14 protein-coding genes are annotated in these 20,424 nt (G+C 37.1%); 9 read left to right on the forward strand and 5 right to left on the reverse strand.

Annotation, left to right across the window (positions count from 1 at the left end):
• Positions 1-39: 39 nt before the first annotated feature.
• Positions 40-3,654, forward strand: a complete 3,615-nt coding sequence (locus AC07UM_RS07650; RefSeq protein ID WP_494681931.1) for a DUF6443 domain-containing protein — start codon at positions 40-42, stop codon at positions 3,652-3,654.
• A gap of 898 nt (positions 3,655-4,552) precedes the next feature.
• Here AC07UM_RS07650 and katG read toward each other — a convergent pair.
• Positions 4,553-6,832 (reverse strand): catalase/peroxidase HPI, encoded by a 2,280-nt coding sequence (gene katG, locus AC07UM_RS07655; RefSeq protein ID WP_494681932.1) that lies wholly within the window; start codon positions 6,830-6,832, stop codon positions 4,553-4,555.
• Between the two features lie 444 nt (positions 6,833-7,276).
• On the opposite strand from katG, the gene AC07UM_RS07660 reads away from it, so the two are divergent.
• Positions 7,277-7,744: a heme-binding domain-containing protein gene (locus tag AC07UM_RS07660; RefSeq protein ID WP_494681933.1), complete on the forward strand. Its 468-nt coding sequence runs from the start codon at positions 7,277-7,279 to the stop codon at positions 7,742-7,744.
• A 4-nt stretch (positions 7,745-7,748) separates the two neighbouring features.
• Positions 7,749-8,159, forward strand: coding sequence for a thiol-disulfide oxidoreductase DCC family protein (locus AC07UM_RS07665; RefSeq protein WP_494681934.1), 411 nt, complete (start codon positions 7,749-7,751; stop codon positions 8,157-8,159).
• A 196-nt stretch (positions 8,160-8,355) separates the two neighbouring features.
• Here AC07UM_RS07665 and AC07UM_RS07670 read toward each other — a convergent pair whose 3' ends face one another.
• Complete coding sequence (locus tag AC07UM_RS07670) at positions 8,356-9,795, reverse strand: alpha-amylase (protein WP_494681935.1); 1,440 nt, start codon at positions 9,793-9,795, stop codon at positions 8,356-8,358.
• Positions 9,796-9,982: 187 nt separating this feature from the next.
• Between AC07UM_RS07670 and AC07UM_RS07675 the strand changes: the two genes are divergently transcribed.
• Both AC07UM_RS07675 and murA read left to right on the forward strand, forming a co-directional pair.
• Positions 9,983-10,666, forward strand: a complete 684-nt coding sequence (locus tag AC07UM_RS07675) for a DUF4290 domain-containing protein (protein WP_103233704.1) — start codon at positions 9,983-9,985, stop codon at positions 10,664-10,666.
• Positions 10,666-11,973: a UDP-N-acetylglucosamine 1-carboxyvinyltransferase gene (gene murA / locus AC07UM_RS07680; RefSeq protein WP_494681936.1), complete on the forward strand. Its 1,308-nt coding sequence runs from the start codon at positions 10,666-10,668 to the stop codon at positions 11,971-11,973. Before AC07UM_RS07675 ends, murA begins: the two co-directional genes overlap by 1 nt.
• Positions 11,974-12,282: 309 nt before the next feature.
• On the opposite strand, the gene AC07UM_RS07685 is transcribed toward murA, so the two are convergent.
• Both AC07UM_RS07685 and AC07UM_RS07690 read right to left on the reverse strand, forming a co-directional pair.
• Positions 12,283-12,594: an NIL domain-containing protein gene (locus AC07UM_RS07685; RefSeq protein ID WP_124534642.1), complete on the reverse strand. Its 312-nt coding sequence runs from the start codon at positions 12,592-12,594 to the stop codon at positions 12,283-12,285.
• A gap of 159 nt (positions 12,595-12,753) precedes the next feature.
• Entirely contained in the window at positions 12,754-13,413 is a 660-nt protein-coding gene (locus tag AC07UM_RS07690; protein ID WP_494681937.1) for a YiiX/YebB-like N1pC/P60 family cysteine hydrolase, read from the reverse strand.
• Between the two features lie 116 nt (positions 13,414-13,529).
• Between AC07UM_RS07690 and AC07UM_RS07695 the strand changes: the two genes are divergently transcribed.
• Positions 13,530-14,231, forward strand: a complete 702-nt coding sequence (locus AC07UM_RS07695; protein ID WP_109738375.1) for a response regulator transcription factor — start codon at positions 13,530-13,532, stop codon at positions 14,229-14,231.
• A 27-nt stretch (positions 14,232-14,258) separates the two neighbouring features.
• Positions 14,259-15,620: an ATP-binding protein gene (locus AC07UM_RS07700; RefSeq protein ID WP_494681938.1), complete on the forward strand. Its 1,362-nt coding sequence runs from the start codon at positions 14,259-14,261 to the stop codon at positions 15,618-15,620.
• Between the two features lie 88 nt (positions 15,621-15,708).
• Here the strand turns inward: AC07UM_RS07700 and AC07UM_RS07705 are convergent, their stop codons facing one another.
• Positions 15,709-16,560 (reverse strand): EamA family transporter, encoded by an 852-nt coding sequence (locus AC07UM_RS07705; protein WP_494681939.1) that lies wholly within the window; start codon positions 16,558-16,560, stop codon positions 15,709-15,711.
• Positions 16,561-17,014: 454 nt separating this feature from the next.
• Between AC07UM_RS07705 and AC07UM_RS07710 the strand changes: the two genes are divergently transcribed.
• Positions 17,015-17,713 (forward strand): MgtC/SapB family protein, encoded by a 699-nt coding sequence (locus AC07UM_RS07710; RefSeq protein ID WP_103233709.1) that lies wholly within the window; start codon positions 17,015-17,017, stop codon positions 17,711-17,713.
• Positions 17,714-17,724: 11 nt separating this feature from the next.
• Complete coding sequence (gene mgtA, locus AC07UM_RS07715; protein WP_494681940.1) at positions 17,725-20,406, forward strand: magnesium-translocating P-type ATPase; 2,682 nt, start codon at positions 17,725-17,727, stop codon at positions 20,404-20,406.
• Positions 20,407-20,424: the final 18 nt, after the last annotated feature.

Raw genomic sequence — 20,424 nt, forward strand, 5'->3', positions numbered from 1 at the left:
ATGAGAAATTATAAACTATTATTTTTAATATCCATTGTTTTGAGTAATTTTTATTATGCTCAAAATACAGGACCAACACAAACTGAAAATTATATATCCACTAAAAACTATATCTCAAAAGGTTCCGATACATTGGCTAAACCGCCAATGCAAAACATTAAATATTTTGATGGAATTGGAAGAGTAAAGCAAACTATTGGAGTCAAATTAACGCCTAAAGGCAGAGATATGGTTACTCATGTAGAATATGATCAGTTTGGGAGACAGGTGAAAGAATATTTACCAGTACCTCAGACAGTGACTCAAAATGGTGCAATGTATGCCAATCCTCTTGAAAACGCGACTGATCCTAATGTATACGGCAATGAGAAAATTTATTCTGAAAAAATGTTGGAAAGTTCTCCGCTGGATAAAATTCAACAACAAATACAGGTGGGGACAGCCTGGAGTAACAAACCTGTACAATTCGGATACGACAGAAATATCGATGGGGAAGTAAGAAAATACACAACCTCTACAACGTGGGTAAATGGGTCTACAATTTCTGTATTAAGCATATCAGGAAAACATGGAAATAACCAGCTGTATAAGAATATCAAATTTGATGAAGATAATTTCCAGGTTATTGATTTTGTAGACGGAGAAGGAAGAACCATTTTAAACAGAAAGGTTATCAGTGCATCAGAAAATGCAGATACCTTTTATGTGTATAATGAATATGGCCAACTTGCTTTCGTAATTCCACCTTTGGCCTCTGTTTCTGGAAATACTGATGCTACAACACTTAATGCACTTTGCTATCAATATCGTTATGATAATAAAGGCAGATTGGTAGAAAAAAGGCTGCCTGGAAAAGATGAATGGGAACTCATTGTATATGATAAACAAAACAGGATTGTACTCACACAAGACCCGATGCTGGGAAGCTTAAATAACAATTTCAGTAAAAAAGGCTGGATGTTTACTAAATATGACCAGTTCGGCAGAGTTGTATATACTGGATTTTTTGCAAATACAGCAACAAGGGCAGCAATGCAAACCGCAGTCAACAATATGGCCGCTAATCCCGGAAATAATGAATCCAGAAGTACAACACCATTTAACATCAATGGTATTGATATTTATTACACGAAGAATGCCTTTCCTACTGGAAGTATGACCGTATTGGGTGTCAATTATTATGATGGATATCCATTGGGTGCTCCAATTCTTCCCGGACAAATTCTTGGACAAAATGTTCTGCAAGATAATCCCAATTCTTCACTCAGTACAAAAAGTCTTCCTCTGGCAACTTTTATCAAAAATATTGATGATGATAATTGGACTAAAAGCTTTAACAGATACGATACCAATGGGAGATTAATCGGAACGTATTCTATGAATCATCTTGGAGGGTATACCCGCAACGAATCCTTGCTTGATTTCAGCGGACTTGTCAAAGAAGCTCATACCTACCACAAACGTACTACCAATGATACAGAAACTCATATCAAAAAAACCTTTGATTATGATAGTCAGAACAGGCTTTTAGCTCAAAAACATCAGGTAAACAACAAACCTGAAGAGCCCATTCTCCTAAATACTTATAATGAAATTGGGCAGGTTATCAACAAAAAAATAGGACGGAATGATGATGGTAATCCTCTTCAATCCATCAATTACACCTATAACATTCATGGCTGGATGACTTCTATCAATGATCCCTCCAATCTGGGACCTGATAATACTTTTGCCATGAAAATCAAATATCAAAACCCCGAAGATACCAATTATGGGGTGGCACGTTATAATGGAAATATCTCAGAAATCGACTGGAAAACGGCTTTAGGTGATGGAAATTACCGCAGATATTCATATCAGTATGATGGACTAAACCGTTTAACGCAGGGAATTTACCTTACTCCTAATATAACTTCCAACAGTCAGAACCATTACTATGATGAGACGATGACTTATGATATAAATGGTAATATTAAGACCTTAAATCGTTTCAAGAATCCTCCGCCCGGACAGACTACTCCATTGCAGATTGATGAACTTGTATATGAATATGATCTTGGCGGGAATTCTAATCGTCTGATCAAAATTACCGACCAAAAGATGAACCCTTCCGGTTATCCTTTAGGAGGTAATCTCATCGACTATAATGCTAATGGCAATATGTCCAGTCATATGGACAAACAGGTAAAAGCAATTAAGTATAATTACCTTAACCTTCCTATTATAGTGAATTCGGTAGTGGGAGGTTTTACGCCAGGAATGAATGAAGGAACTCTCCATACCTATAAATACAGGTCTGACGGATCCAAATATGCAAAGAGGGTAGATAATGTAAACCCTTACAGTACAGATTATTCAGAGACTGAATATCTTGACGGTTTCCAATATGAAAGAACCTATACTAAAATAAATACAGCTCAAAATGGCTTTGACAGTGGTTATATGCTTAAATTTATTCCTACTGCAGAAGGTTTCTACAGCATGGACAGAGAAATGTATATTTATAATCTTAAAGATCATCTGGGAAATGTGAGATATAATATAGCCAGCGCCGATGGTGGAGGCTATATTTTAATGGAAGAAAGTAATTATTATCCTTTTGGATTAAAGCATGAAGGATACAATAATAGTTCCTATCTGTCCGACTACGGAATTAAGAATAATTACAAATATAATGGCAAAGAACTTCAGGAAACGGGTATGTACGATTATGGCGCAAGAAATTATATGCCAGACATCGGAAGATGGGGAGTAATAGATCCACTGGCAGAGAAGATGAGAAGATGGTCTCCGTATAACTATGCATTTGATAATCCAATGAGGTTTACTGATCCTGATGGAAGAGCTCCCGATGGTTGGGGTCTAAGAGGAAAACAATGGGAATGGAATGACAAAGTAACGAAAGATAATTATAAATCTATGGGATATAGTGATTTCACTGATGGATATACTCATAATGAGTATACAACTTCTAGAAGTTCAAAAGTTACTTTAGGACCTGGCGGAGCATCAGATTGGTCTGAAACTAAAATTTACAATGAAGGTAACAATTATACGAATAATATGTATTATGGCCAATGGTTCTCCAAACTGAATGGAAATGTTTCATCATTTACATCTTCATCATTTGACTTCACGGCAGTTGATTATAACGCAGGCTTGAAAAATTTCAATTTTGAAGGCTTAGATACCAATCTTAATATAAAACTAATGAATGTAAAAGGTGGCCTTTCTCTACCATCCGTAATCGGTAGTAATTCAAATATTCAAGCTTATTTAGAAGGGACTGCTGCAGAAGCAAAATTAAGTTTCACAACAAGTACTTTATCTACCTATGTAGCGGCAAGAGGTCTAACTGGGTTTATTGGAGGTAACCTTCAATCAAATAAATATGGATGGTCGGCAGATGTTGGTGCATTTGGTGCATTAGCCGAAATTGAAGGAAATTGGACCGCTACTTCTCCTGGAGGCAGATGGGGAGTTAACCTAACAGGTTCTATCCCAATTGGCGCAGCAGGTGCAAAAGGTGGTGCCTCTTATCTTTACAACCCTAAAAATGATAGTTATTCTGTAGGTGTTTCTGGAGCTGTAGCAGATGGCCTAGGTTTGGGTGCAGATATAAAGCTTAATTTTCCAAATCCTTTCACACATTAATCTTTTAATATTCAATTTTATGAATATAATCTTACAAGTAATACTTCTTATAATCATATTTTCAAATTCAATATTTTTATTGTTGGGGAAAAATATATTGTCTTTTAAAATATTTAAATTAAGTTGGATTATTGCATTAGTAGATATTTTATTAATCTTATTCTTTTTTAAACTGAAGCAATCTATTATTCTCTATATTGTATTTACATCAATTATTGTTATATTTATTTCAGGATTAAAGAATTTTATTAATAGCTACAATACTAATACGTTAGAAAAACATAATACTAGAAAACGATTGGTAAATTTGTTCTCTTATTTTTTACTCTTCTTTTTAATTATGCTTACAATTGGAGTTATGAAGAATCTTTTATTTGATTCTCCTTTAGAATAAGCCATTATATGTATAATTTAAAATTGTTAAAATATAACTGAATTATATTTATCTTATCATTCTAACTTCAACAATGTACTGGCCATTAATTACATCAAAGCAAGGATGTATAAAATGTCTAAGGTTTAAGAAGATTATATCATTATTTATTTGAAATGCTTCATTTAACTCCGAAGTTCTTTTATAAAAGTTACAAATAAATAAAATAAAGTTATAAGAGACAGAGCTAAATACTCAATGATAAGATGTTTATTCTTACTAAGTAAAGTAAAGTAAAGTAAAATAAACAATTAACCACCGCAATTGCGGTGGTTTTTTATGTGTAATCTATTAATTAGAAATATTCTAAAACAACCTCAAATCATCAAGGTTGTAACTTTTTACTTCTATACCTTTTAATCATAACATACAGAGTAATATTTTACCAATCAATTGAAATACTTTCTACCAAAAATAAACAGGCTGTCTTTTCCAAGACAGCCTGTTTTCTATATAAATAAAATATTAAACCAAATCAAACCTATCCAGATTCATCACCTTCGTCCACGCCGCTACAAAGTCTTTCACAAATTTCCCTTGTGCATCGGCACTTCCGTATACTTCTGCAATCGCTCTCAATTCAGAATTGGATCCGAAAACAAGATCAGCACGGGTTGCTGTCCATTTTGGCTGACCTGTTGAGCGGTCGCTTCCCATATATAATTCTTTATCGTCTGACATGGCCTTCCATTGGATTCCCATATCTAGAAGATTGACAAAGAAGTCGTTGGTAAGAGCTCCCGGACGGCTGGTGAATACCCCATGTTTAGAACCATCAAAGTTCGTATCCAAAGCACGCATTCCTCCTATTAATACACTAAGCTCGGGAGAAGTAAGCGTTAATAACTGTGCTTTATCAATCAATAAAGATTCTGTAGATACTGTATATTTTCTTTTCAGATAATTACGGAATCCATCAGCTGCCGGTTCAAGATATCCCATAGACTCTACATCGGTTTGTTCCTGAGAAGCATCCATTCTTCCTGATGCAAAAGGAACTTTTACCTCCTGACCCGCATTTCTTGCCGCCACTTCTACAGCCGCATTACCCGCCAAAACAATTAAGTCTGCCAATGATATTTTCTTACCTCCACTCTGAGAATCGTTGAATTCTTTTTGGATTCCTTCCAATACACTTAATACTTTATTCAGTTGTGCAGGGTTATTCACTTCCCAATTTCTTTGAGGTTCCAATCTGATTCTGGCTCCATTGGCACCACCACGCTTATCACTTCCTCTAAAAGTAGAAGCAGAAGCCCATGCTGTAGATATAAGTTCAGAATTACTCAATCCTGAATTTAAAACTTTTGATTTCAATGCTTCCACATCATTTTCGTCAACCAGTTCGTGGTTTACTTCTGGAATAGGATCCTGCCAGATCAGTTCTTCCTGTGGTACATCTGGTCCTAAGTAACGGGCACGTGGTCCCATATCTCTGTGCGTTAATTTAAACCATGCTCTTGCAAAAGCATCCGCAAACGCATCAGGATTTTCGTAAAAGTGTCTTGATATTTTTTCGTAAACAGGATCCAATCTCAATGAAAGGTCTGTTGTAAGCATTGTTGGTTTATGCTTTTTAGAAGAATCAAATGCATCAGGAATGATATCTGCTCCATCCTTTGCTACCCATTGGTGAGCGCCGGCAGGGCTTTTTGTCAGTTCCCACTCATTTTCAAAAAGGTTTTTAAAGAAATAATTGCTCCATTGAGTTGGAGTTTCTGTCCATGTCACTTCCAGACCACTGGAAATAGCATCTCTTCCACTTCCTGATTTATACGTACTTGCCCATCCAAGCCCTTGTTGCTCAATTCCTGCTCCTTCAGGTTCTTTACCTACATGATCTGCAGGACCAGCCCCGTGAGTCTTACCAAAAGTATGTCCTCCGGCGATCAAAGCTACAGTTTCTTCATCATTCATTGCCATACGGCCGAAAGTATCACGGATATCTTTAGCGGCTGCAATCGGATCAGGATTTCCGTCCGGGCCTTCAGGATTTACATAAATAAGTCCCATCTGTACAGCGGCCAATGGATTTTCAAGATTTCTTGAATGAATATCTCCGTCTGCATTATCGTCTGTAGGGAGAACAGCTGAATGTCCTTCAACTACTCCTTCTGAACCATGAGCATAACGAATATCACCTCCCAGCCATGTTTTTTCTGATCCCCAATATATATCGGAATCCGGTTCCCAAACATCTGCACGGCCTCCCGCAAATCCAAATGTTTTAAAGCCCATCGATTCTAAAGCAATGTTTCCGGTAAGGATCAAAAGGTCTGCCCAGGAAATATTTTTACCATATTTTTGCTTGATTGGCCATAATAACCTTCTTGCTTTATCAAGGCTTACGTTATCCGGCCAGCTGTTTAAAGGCGCAAAACGCTGCTGCCCAGCTCCTGCTCCTCCTCTACCGTCTCCTACACGATAAGTTCCTGCACTGTGCCAGGCCATACGAATAAAAAGAGGTCCATAGTGGCCAAAATCTGCCGGCCACCAATCCTGTGAATCTGTCATCAATGCATGAAGGTCTTGTTTCACCGCTTCCAGATCCAGGCTTTCAAATGCTTTCGCATAGTCAAAATCCTTGTCCATAGGATCAGAAAGGGAAGAATGCTGGCGCAGAAGATCTACTCTAAGCTGATCAGGCCACCAGTCAGAATTCTGGGTACCTCCCCCTGCTACATTCTTCTTCATTGTTCCGTTGTGAAACGGGCATTTACTGATGTCATTCAAATCTTTTTCCATTGTCGTTTATTTTATATTGATTAATACAGTTTAAATTCTTTATTGTAAGAACATGACAAACCTACAATGTTTGACCGATAAATACAATCTATTAATTTTTATTTCAATGATAGTTAAAAACTATAAATAAATATTTCCTACCTCTTGAAAACTAAGACATAATTGTGGTATTAAATTAGTAAATTTTTAGATTAACTTAAATAAAAACAGCAGTATACAGCCCAATTTAGAATTACTCAACGTAAGGATTAATGAAAAAGGGAAGACCAAAACTGGAAAATAAAAGTTTATTGATAGCCGAAAAAATAGCTTAGTAATTTGTATACAAATTAGTAAAAGAATATAATTTCTGGATCTTCCTTCTGTAGAACTCATCCTCTTCAAATCAATGTGCATTAAAAAATAATTTAGCTACCTTTATCATGACCAACATGAACATCTGCTATGAAAAAAATAATCGTTATCATTCTCGTTGCCTTTATCCTTATTCAGTTTTTCCCCATCGATAAGACGAATCCACCTCCTACGCCCGGTATGGATTTTCTGAAAATCAAAAATACTCCGGACAAAATTGCCCGTACCATAAGGACTTCATGCTACGACTGTCATTCCAATGAAACAACATATCCATGGTATGCCAATATTTCCCCAGCTTCATGGTGGGTAAAAAATCACATCAATGAAGGAAGGAAACATCTTAATTTTTCTACCTTTGCAGTATATGAACCTCAAAGACAGCTTCATAAACTGGAAGAATGTATAGAAATGGTTGAAAAGAAAGAAATGCCGCTTGAGTCCTATTATCTGGGACACCAGAACGCCAAGTTATCGGATGAACAGCGTACAACTCTTATTCAATATTTCAAAAAGGTAAAAGAAGATACTGAAAGAGGAATCATGTTTAATAAATAAAGTCGTGGAAAACTGGGAAAATAAACATATTGTATTTTTTGACGGAGATTGCGGAGTCTGTAATTTCTGGGTGCAATGGATTTTGGAGAGAGATAAGAAAGACAAATTCATGTTTGCATCCCTTCAATCTGACTTCGGGCAGCAGTTTTTATCTGAAAGAGGATTGGAAAAAAATGTCTTCAATACCATGTATCTATGGAAACCTGGCAGGTATTATCAGATCAAATCAAGGGCTATACTGGAAATCGCTAACTTGTTGGGAGGAGTGTATACACTTTCCTTTATTGGAAAAATTATCCCCCGATTTCTTAGTGATAAAGTGTATGATGTTGTTTCCAGAAACAGAATGAAACTGGCTAATCAGAAATGCTATTTACCGGATCAGCATCAGAAGAAAAAATTTATCCAGGTGTAATTTATCTTACACCGTTTTATTTAACTTATAAAAATATCATTCCGTAAGAATTTCTAACAATCAGCATTAGAAATTATGGATGGTATAGATTCCTACGGAAAGATAAATAAGACGTATAGTTGTTCTAGTTTAATGTTTAATAGAAATAAAACTGAATAATAGTCTCTTACCAGCTTAATCAATTATCACCCAATGCTTATAAATTCAACGACCAAACAGAATAAGAATTCGGAGGACATTGGATTTTCACCCATTTATCTCCTTGTGTTGTCGGATACCAGCCTGAACTTCCTGTAAAGTCTTTGATCTGCTGGCTGCTCCAGTTGGTTTCTACCCATCTTTCCTGCCAGCTTGATGAAGTATTAATATAAACAACTAGCCCGGGATTGCCGTTGTATCCGTTACGTCTTGCAATATATTCGTCGTTATCGGTATATAAAATAGAAGTGGTTCCGGTGGCTTTATTATTATGAATCCAGATCAGATTGTTCAATCTTTCTTTATTCAGCCATTCTTCGTAATCTCTGTAAAAAATGGTAGGATATCCCTCATGCGTTAAGATATAGGCATAGGCCGGCATTTTATTGTTAATGATATCCGTGTCGTGATTGGCTACAAAAGTAACTGCTTTGTATGGGTTTCTTTTCCACATCATGTCATCATTCAAAACATTTAAGTTTCCGTTATCAAAAGCTTCATCCATTTTATAGTAGGCTGCAAAATCAAAAACGGAACTGTTGGCATTATTTGCCCACCACTCCAGCGTATTCACATTGGAATCCCATAATTCTCCCACAGAAAACCCGCCTACTTTTGAATTCCAGGTATTGACAACCCAAGGGCCAAAACCTTTAACATAGTCGAACCTCCATCCATCAAATTTCATCACATTTTTATAATATTTGGCGACAGAATCATCTCTTCCCCAAAGCCAGTCCTGAACATGTGGATTGGTGTGGCACAGATCCGGAAAGCCTCCAAAAGCTCCTTCATCATTGTTTCCGTAGGCATTTTTATAAAAATCATTGTAGTTTCTCTGGAATTTCCCGGAAGCAACCCCTGAAAAATCAGTCCATGTATTGGTTCCTGTAAAAGGATTGGCTTCCGATTGACCACCGCTGTTGTGATTGATCACAATATCTGCGTACACCTGCATATTTTCTGAGTGCGCCTTGGTAATCAATGCTTCCAGTTCGGTTCTTGATCCAAAACGGGTTTCAGTACTTCCATTCTGATTAAAATTTCCGAAATCATAATAATCTGTAGGATCATATCCCATTGAGTAAGCTCCGTTTTGTGCTTTTGAGGCTGGAGGAAGCCATACAGCACCCACTCCTGCATTGGACCAGGCTGTTAATTTATCTTTAACGGTATTCCACCAGTTACCTCCTTCAGGAACATCCCAATAAAAGCCCTGCATCATCACTCCGCCACCGGCACCGGCTACGAATTTACTCTGTGCAGATGCTGAACTGGCTCCTGTACTGAAAGGCCGTCCGTCATGGTGGGTTACATTTACCGTTTTGTTATGAACCTCTTCCTGCCTGGAAGGTTCAGTAGTGAATTCATCATTGCTCTGGCATGAGTTAGCCAATGCTAAAGCCAGTAGGGAAAGGAAAAAATGTGCTTTTTTCATCGTAACAATTAATTATCAATCTATTAAACAAGATACAATTTTATTGAAAAAAAATTCAAATGAATGGGATATATTTTAATTTTTAATAATAAATCAAGAATAAAGTCATTTGAAATTTTTAATAATAAATCATAAATTTTTCAGATTCTCTAAACAATTTTTCTTTTAATCCATATATTTGCATACTATGGAATACAATACCCAAAAAACTCAGCTTAATATGCCGGAATATGGCAGAATAATACAACAGTTGGTTGAGCGCTGCAAAGAACTTCCTACCAAAGAGGAAAGGAACGAAATGGCTATGGCAATCATCGATTTTATGGGTCAGAGAAACCCACAACTTCGCGACGAGGAAAATTATAAACATAAACTTTGGGACCATCTTTTTATTCTTGCTAATCATGATCTGGATGTAGATTCTCCTTATCCGTTCCCTACAATGGAACAATTGGCAGAAAAACCAAAAAGAATGGAATATCCAAAACTTCAAGGTGACTTTAAGTTTTACGGAAAAAGTATTCTTCAATTGATAGAAAAAGCAATCGAACTGGAAGCGGGTGACGAAAAAGAAGCCCTTATCGAAGTGATTGCCAACAATATGAAGAAATCTTATAATGTCTATAATAAAGAACATGTGACGGACGATGTTATTTTCCGCCACTTGAAAGAACTGTCTGAAAACAGGTTGGATCTGACGGGAATAGAATCTCTTGAAAAAAGTAAAATCTATTACACCAGCAATAACAACAACCGAAATAATAACAATAACAACAACAGGAACAGCAACAACAGCAATAATAAAAACAATAATAACAGCAACCAGCCTAATAAAAGAAGGCATAATAACAATCATAAAAACAGAAAGTAATGAGTGGAACATTTCAGATAAGAGGAGGAAAAAGATTGCAGGGCGAAATAACTCCACAAGGAGCCAAGAATGAGGCTCTACAAATTTTATGTGCGGTTCTCCTTACGGACGAAGAAGTAAGAATCAAAAATATCCCTGATATTCATGACGTCAACAGACTGATTGAAATTCTTGGAGATTTTGGAGTAAAAATTACTAAAAACGGACAGGGAGATTATACTTTCAAAGCTGATCAGGTTAATTTCGATTACGTAAAATCCAACGAATTCAAAAAGGATGGAGCAAAATTACGTGGATCTATTATGCTGATGGGTCCCATGCTGGCTCGTTATGGAGAGGCGTATATGCCTACTCCGGGAGGTGATAAAATCGGAAGAAGAAGATTGGACACTCACTTTCAGGGACTTGTTGAATTAGGTGCTGAATTCAAATATGATGAAGAGGAATATTTTTATTCTTTAAAGGCTAAAGAATTAAAAGGAAAATTCATTCTTTTGGAAGAAGCTTCCGTAACAGGAACTGCCAATATTGTAATGGCAGCTGCTTTGGCAAAAGGAAAAACAAGAATCTACAACGCTGCATGTGAGCCATATCTTCAGCAATTATGTAAAATGCTGAACAGAATGGGGGCTAATATCTCAGGAATCGGATCTAACCTTGTTACGATTGAAGGTGTTGAACACCTTAGAGGGACTGAGCACACAATGCTTCCGGATATGGTAGAAATCGGGTCTTGGATTGGTCTTGCAGCCATGACAAAATCTGAAATTACCATCAAAAATGTAAATTGGAACCAGCTTGGAGTAATTCCGAATACATTCAGAAAATTAGGAATCGAGCTTGAGCAAAGTGGTGATGACATCTACATCCCTGCTCAGGAACATTATAAAATTCAGAAATTTATTGACGGTTCTATCCTTACGATTTCGGATGCGCCTTGGCCTGGATTTACGCCGGATCTATTATCTATTATTTTAGTGGTAGCAACTCAGGCAAAAGGAAGTATTCTGGTACATCAGAAAATGTTTGAATCCAGATTATTCTTTGTTGATAAATTGATTGATATGGGAGCTCAGATTATTTTGTGTGATCCACACAGAGCTACGGTAATCGGATTGAATCAGGAAGCTCCGTTAAGAGGAACCACCATGGTTTCCCCTGATATCAGAGCAGGAAATGCACTTCTTATTGCTGCACTTTCTGCAGAAGGAAAATCTATTATTCACAATATCGAACAAATCGACAGAGGATATGAAAATATTGATGGAAGATTGAAAGCCATTGGTGCTGATATTGAAAGAATTTAAATTTATTTAATATAGAAGCGTTCAGAGTACTCTGAACGCTTTTTTTTGTAAATACTCCTTTATCTGACCACTCCTTCATAAATTCAAAGAATTTGGCTTTTGTCATTCTGACGAAGGAAGAATCTTATTGACAACCCAATATACAAGATTCTTCACTACATTGCATTTCGCTCAGAATGCAACTCTTGAGGCAGCCTCAATTCTGTACCTATTCATGATCGGACTTTTTAATTTGCTTATAGTATAAAATAAAAAGTGCCTGGTAAAAGAACCAGACACTTTGAGTAATTAAAACTATATGAATCTCACTTAAAAATAGGTTCTGCAGGTATATTCTACCGTCGTATTGATAAGTTTATTTTTATTCAGATAGATTTCAAGCTGATGGAAATCTTCTGAATTGACATTAATATATAATTGTACTGAACCAAAACTATATCCGTTCATATACTCTATGTTTGCTGATAACACTCTATGGCAGATGCCCAATTGGTTATAGATGGTATTCATCAAATGTTCAAATTTCATTTTGCCATTCAACTCTATTTCTAATAACAATTCTTTTTTAGGCAGGTTTATTTTGTTTTGTAAAACCTGCAGGCCAGGATTAGGTGTAATCATCGCTAAACATTTTTGGGTTAAACATTATCTGATCATATTGCTCTCTGCATGTAAATCTGTGACAAAAATATAAAAAAATATTAGTCCACCAAATTAGTAGACTAATATTTTTTAAAATTTAACATAAAAAAAAGAAGCTTCATCAGCTTCTCTCCTATTTTAAAGTTTTTCTATTCTTTCCAGCTTGTCTGAACCTGCAAGTCCATTAGGGTTGCAACCCAGCTCTCCTTCAGGTATTTTCAGATTTTTCTTAGTATAAAATTCTTCCCAGAATGCATTTGTTTTTCCTGTTTTGGGATCTATAAATGTCATCGGCTCCAATTTGAAAATATGTTCTTCCCGAAATGCTCTTTCCACAAAATCTGAACAGTAAAAAGAATTTTCATCCAGAATATAATTGAAATTATAAGGTTTCCCCACCATAGAATTTGCTTTTTTAATAGCTTCAGGAATTGTTTTCTGGTATTGTTCCTTCAAACGATAAACGATCACCTCCTGCCCGTCTTCTTTCTGATCTTTGATAAAATCTTTTAAACCCTGTTTCTGCGAACCGCCTTTAGGAGCTGCATGCAGCACAAACATCCTGTTACCCTCTTTTTCCAGAATTCCTATATGATCGAATGAAGCTGTCTTTTGTTTTTGAGTAACATTATTGATCGCACCGGAAAGCCCCGATTCTTTTGCCGTTACAAAAAGCAAATCTCCATTTTTGAGCTGCTCTTTTCCGGGAGAATTACGATTACACTGAGTCAATAGTAATAATAAACAGGACAAAACCCCTGCAACAATAATTTCTTTAATTTTTCTGTTAAAAACCATTTTTTATTCCGGCATCTGATTATACTTTCAGGACCAAAATTACAAAATAGAATTCATTACATTTGTGAGAATATTGATCTATTCTTCATACCAACCCAAACATTTTCAAGATTCTTATGCCACATATTTTATTAGTTGAAGACGACGACAGACTTTCAAAATTGATTGCAAAAGGATTTCAGGAAGCTGAATTTGAGGTCACTGTGGCTTATGATGGAACCACGGGTTTGAAACTGGCTTTACAGACGAATTTTGATCTGGTGGTGACAGATATTGTCCTTCCTAAAAAAAACGGTCTTGAGTTTTGCAATGAAATTAAAGCATTAAAACCCAATCTTCCGGTGATTATGCTTACAGCACTCGGAACCACGGATGATAAACTGGAAGGATTTGATGCCGGAGCTGATGATTATCTGACCAAGCCTTTTGAAATGCGGGAACTGGTAGCAAGAATCAGAGTTCTTCTGAAACGTTTTTCACAACAGCGGCAGCAAAAGGTTTTCGTCCTCAAATATGAAGGGATTGAAATGAATCTGGAGCAGAAAACGGTAAGCAGGGATCATAGCCCGATCAAATTAACCCCTAAAGAATTTAATCTCTTAAAATTCATGCTGGAAAATTCGGAAAGGGTTCTTTCCAGAAGTGAAATTGCGGAGAAAGTATGGGAAACCCACTTTGATACCGGAACCAATTTTATCGATGTATATATCAATTATCTCCGAAAGAAAATTGATAAAGATTTTGAAACCAAACTTATCCACACTAAAGCCGGTATGGGATTTATTCTCAAAAAAGATTACGAATCAGGCATTGTATAATCATGAAGATCTACTAAAAATATCCGGATGAAAATAAGAACCAGACTTACCCTGCTTTTTACCTTAATCACCGCTATGCTTTTAGGTGTTTACAGCTTTTCGATTTATTATTCATCAAAAGAAGCCAGAGAGAAATCTTTTTACAGCGAACTTCAGAACGAAGCCATTGCCAAGGCTGACTTATTTTTCCGGAGTTCACTGCCTGAGCAGGAAATGCACAAACTTTATAAAAACAATACCAGAACTCTGAATGAAGTTCAGGTAGCCATTTATAGTGCTGATAAGCAGCTAATTTATCATGATGATGCCAAAGTAGATTATGTAAAAGAAACCCCGGAAATGCTTTCGCAGATATTCCAGAAAAAGAGGATTAATTTCTTTTTAAACGATTTGCAGGTGATCGGAATGGTGTATCATTATGAAGGAAAAACGTATGCGGTAACCGCTGCATCTTATGACAAATACGGATATGACTATCTTACCCATCTTCTCACCATCAGCATTATCTCATTCTTTAGTATTCTAATCCTTATTTATCTGGCCGGAATATTTCTTTCCAAAAAAGCGCTGAGCCCGCTCAGTGAAATGGTGAGTCAGATTAAAAATATTACCGCCGGAAAGCTACAGTTGCGCTTAAAAACGACAAAAGAAAAAGACGAGCTTAATGAACTGGCTCAAAACTTCAACGGAATGCTGGAACGTCTTGAGAGCTCTTTTGATTCTCAGAAGCATTTTGTATCTAATATTTCACATGAGCTGAGAACTCCCCTGGCGGCTATTATTACCGAACTGGAGCTGGCTTCTGAAAAGGATAAAACCCAACAAGAATATCAGGAAACCATCCAATATGCATTGGAAGACGCCCGAAATATGGTGAAGCTCTCCAATAGTTTAATGGACCTCGCCAAAGCAAGCTATGATCCCAATGAGATCAGTTTTTCTGAAGTCCGTCTTGATGAAATTCTCCTGGAATCTTACACCAAAATAATCAAGGAAAATTCGGAATATAAAGTTTCACTGAATATTGAAGACACAGTGGAAGAGCATCAGCTTATCATCCAGGGAAATGAATACCTTTTGCAGGTTGCTTTTAATAATCTTATTGATAACGCCTGTAAATATTCACCGGAACACACATGCTTGATAGATGTCAGAACCAATTCCAAAATCCTTAGGATCAGTTTTACCAATACGGGAAATAATATTCCTCAGGAAGATGTACACCATATTTTCGAACCTTTTTACAGAAGCGAAACATCCAGACAAGAAAAAGGACATGGAATAGGACTTTTCCTTACCGAAAAAATCATTCTGCTCCACAATGCAAAGATTACCGTTGTATCAGTTCATAATGAGACTATTTTTACAGTGATATTTGATATAATTTAGCTTAGGAGCAACCACCTCATTCAAATTGATTTAAAACTTAACTTTCCTTAAAATCTTAATTAACTTAATGGTTTAAAATTTCACACCTTTACTCATGGGAAAGAGATTTTTTATTGAAAACTGTAGTTCCTATACTCGCACCAATCACACACGCAATAGAAATCCACTGTAAAAAAGACAATTCTTCCGCCAGGAATAATAACCCCGAAAGAGCAGCAAATGCGGGTTCCAGACTCATCAGAATACTGAATGTTTTTGCAGGAAGTCTTTTCAGAGCCATAATTTCTAATGAAAATGGTAAGGCACTTGAAAGGATAGCTACTCCAAGACCTTTTACAAAAATACCTGGGGTGATGTTAAAAACAGCCCCATCCCACAATGTAAAAGGAATAATCACAAGACTCGCGAAGATCATCCCGGTAGTCACCGCATCTTTTCCATCCATTATTTTCGAAACCTTACCTCCCATCACAATATAAACAGCCCAGAACATCCCGGCTAGAAACGCAAGCCCAAGTCCTATCAAGTCTACATGATCATTCTGCCACGGAACAATAAGCAAAATTCCTACACACGCCAGCAATGCCCAGATAACATCCAATAATTTTCGGGACAAAGCTAATGCAAGAAATAAAGGTCCTGCAAATTCTACAGTAACCGCCAATCCTAGGGGAATCCTTTGAATAGCCATATAAAAAATAAGATTCATGGCTGCCAGACCAATACCATAGATCGCACAGTATTTCCATTTTTGTCGGTTAAATGACAAAAATTTCGGGCGATTAATCAAAGTAAGCAGAACAGCCGAAAGTACAATTCTTAAGCTTACCGTACCAATGGCGCCAATGGCAGGGAAAAGCTGTTTTGCAATAGATGCTCCGCCCTGTACACAGATGATCGCTAAAAGCGTGGCAGGTATCGCCAGATTTGATTTTTTCATTTCTAAAATATATAGTTCAAAAGATCTTGGAAAGAAGTTTCCGGGATTAAACACACTCTTATTTTATATGATAAATTGTGAAATTTAACATGTAAAATAGCCAGCCTTCAAATGTATTGAAATTTTATCTTTCAATATGGATACAGCTTTAACTTATTCCTGAAGCTTCATAAATGAAAACCAATTCATATTAAAACCTTATTCATTATATATTGGTATCATTCCATTTAATCGTACGATCCCCCCCCTAGATTGATGAAAAGTTTTAATGGAATTTTCTCTAATCATTTTCTAATAATATTCTAAAGCTTCTCTAACAGCCTCTTTCTATAAGGAGGAATACCTTTGCAGCAAATAAAAACCCCTATGGATACCGATCCGTCACATTACATCAACTAAGCATTCAGTCATATCACTTTCTGTATATCGGCTGTATGCTAAAAACAGAAAAGTTATGAACACATTAGAATTTACTTTCCGTCTTCTTATCGCATTTACCCTGGGTGCCAGCATTGGTTTTGAAAGACAATGGCGCCAGAAAAGTGCAGGTCTGCGTACCAATACCCTGGTTTGTCTTGGCTCTGCAGCATTTGTACTTCTATCCATCCGCATTGGTGGGGATGCTACAGGGAGAATAGCCTCATATATCGTAAGTGGCATTGGCTTTTTAGGAGGAGGAGTTATTATGAAAGACGGGCTAACTGTAAGAGGGCTCAATACGGCAGCTACCATTTGGTGTTCAGCATCTGTAGGAGCTCTCAGTGCTCTGGGATTGCCTTTTGAAGCAGCCATTACAAGCGGTTTTATTATCCTCACTCATATTATCCTTCGGCCTTTAGGCGTAAAACTAGGCAATACCATCAACAACAGAAACCATTATACCGAATACCTTCTCAGCATCAAGTGTAAAAGTGAAGTAGAGAATCATGTCCGTGTACAGCTCATGCAGTCTTTAAGCGGAAACGACAAAGTATTGCTGAAATCTCTTACCAGCGATGACAATGGTGTGCCTGAAAATGCCATCATTACAGCGGAAGTTCATGCTTCCACTCCACAGGACAGTTTCATGGAAAAAACAGCCAGCAGATTGACCATTGAAGATAAAGTCATCAAGGTAAGCTGGGAAATTATAGGTACTGAAAACGATTTATAACATTAAAAAACATGGAAACAATGTTAAAAAAATCTTCCAACAAAAATCTCAATTCAGCAGCTCTTGTAAAATTAAAAGAAGCCGCGGCAGAGAACGAAAAAATGATTTACGCCATGCTGGAAACTTCAGAAGAAGGACTCAGCGAAAACACCGTAAAAGATCGTCTGAAAATTTATGGCAAGAATGAAATTGCCACTCAAAAAGCACCTTCATGGCTGAAACAGTTTGCCCACTCATTTTTTAATCCATTTAATTATATCCTGGCCTGTATTGCATTAATCTCATTATTCATTGATGGTATTCTTGTGCCCGCTGGTGAAAAGGATTTTAGTACCACAATTATTATTTCTGTAATGCTTTTGTTCAGTACGGTTTTAAGATTTATTCAGGAATTCCGGAGCAATAAAGCAGCAGAAGCATTAAAGAAAATGGTAAAAACAAGCTGTCTCACCAAAAGAAAATTTAATGAAAGTAAAGAAATAGAAATTACAGAAATTGTTCCCGGAGACATCATTATTCTGTCTGCCGGTGATATGGTTCCTGCCGACTGCAGAATCCTTAAAAGCAAAGACCTTTTCATCAGTGAGTCCATCCTGACCGGAGAAGCTCTGCCTGTAGAAAAAAATGCTCTTCCCATCAAAGATGCTAAAGATCGGAATCCTCTTAGTCTTCAAAACATATGCTTTATGGGAACCAATGTGGTAAGCGGATCAGCGGCAGTAGTCGTAGCAAATACGGGTATTTTCACCTATTTTGGGAGCATCAGCAGAAGTCTGGCCAGTAAAAGACCAGAAACAGCTTTTGATATCGGAGTCAATAAAGTGAGCTATCTGTTGATCCGGTTTATGCTGATCATGACCCCTGTTATTTTTCTTATCAATGGATTCGTAAAAGGAGACTGGATGCAGGCTTTATTGTTTGCCATTGCCGTAGCGGTAGGGCTTACCCCTGAAATGCTGCCCATGATTGTTACTGCCAATCTGGCAAAAGGAGCCGTCAATATGAGCAAAAAGAAAGTGATTGTTAAAAGGTTGAATGCCATCCAGAATATCGGAGCTATGGATATTCTTTGTACCGATAAAACGGGAACTCTTACTCTCGATAAAATTGTATTGGAAACTCACCTCAACGTTCGGGGTATCGAAGATGATGAAGTATTGAAATGGGGTTACCTCAACAGTTTTCACCAAACCGGACTCAAAAACCTTCTGGATCAAGCGGTTTTGGATCATGCCGAAGTTCATAACCTGATGAGAGCTGATGAACTTTATCAGAAAGTAGACGAAATTCCTTTCGATTTTGAAAGAAGAAGAATGTCTGTGATCCTGAATACTTCCACAGGTAAGCACCTGATGATTTGCAAGGGCGCAGTAGAGGAAATGCTTTCCTTATGTAAGTATGCTTTAGATCCCGGAGAAGACCATAGTCTGCATATTGAGAATGATAATATTGTTCCACTGGACGACTTCATGAAACAACGAATTATCAGAATGTCCGAAAAGCTCAATGCTGAAGGACAACGGGTACTATTAATTGCCATCCGGGAATTTGATGGTGACCATCCGTTAAATTATTCTGTTGCTGATGAAGACCATCTTACCCTTACAGGATTCATGGGATTTCTTGATCCGGCAAAACCCTCTGCAGAACCCAGTATCAAAGCTTTACACAAATTGGGTGTAGACGTAAAAGTAGTCACCGGAGACAATGATATTGTGGCTAAAAAAATATGCCATGATGTAGGAATTCCCATCAATACCATTATGCTGGGTGATGAATTGGAGAATATGAGCGATGATGAACTTCGTAAAGATATGGATCTCTATTCTGTTTTTGCTAAAGTAAGCCCTTTACAGAAACAGCGTATTGTAAAAATATTAAGATCAAAAGGCCATACCGTAGGATTTATGGGTGACGGAATCAATGATGCTGCAGCCATTAAGGAAGCTGATGTCGGAATTTCTGTCGATACGGGAGCAGATATTGCTAAAGAAAGTGCCGATATCATTCTGCTGGAAAAAGATCTGATGGTACTGCGAAGCGGAGTGATCTATGGAAGAAGAACTTTCGGGAACATTGTCAAATATATAAAGATGACGGCCAGCAGCAATTTTGGAAATATGTTCAGTATGATCGGAGCCAGTGCATTGCTTCCGTTTCTGCCCATGCTTCCGCTGCAGATTTTAACCCAGAATTTACTGTATGACGTATCACAATCTTCCATTCCATGGGATACCATGGATAAAGATTTTCTTGAAAAACCCAAAAAATGGGAAGCCGGAAGTATTAAAAAGTTCATGTTGTATATAGGTCCTTTGAGTTCCATTTTTGATTACGTGACTTTTGTCGTGATGTTCTTCATTTTTAAAGCCAATACTCCGGAACAGCAAGGTTTATTTCAGACAGGCTGGTTTGTGGAAGGTTTATTATCCCAAACCTTGATTGTTCATATTATCAGAACGAAAAAAATACCCTTTATACAAAGCTGGGCAGCCACACCCGTAGTCGCTTTGACAAGTTTGATCATGCTGATTGGAATTCTGATTCCTTTCACACCCATGGCCATATATCTGAAAATGCAGCCTCTGCCTCTGAGCTACTTCCCTTATTTAATAGGAATTCTTACAGGGTATTGTATCCTAACCCAGTTCGTCAAACAATGGTTTATCAAAAAATTCGGACAGTGGCTGTAAGGCAAAAAATCAGCCCCG

It is taken from the genome of Chryseobacterium sp. GW821-FHT04C04, assembly GCF_059420365.1.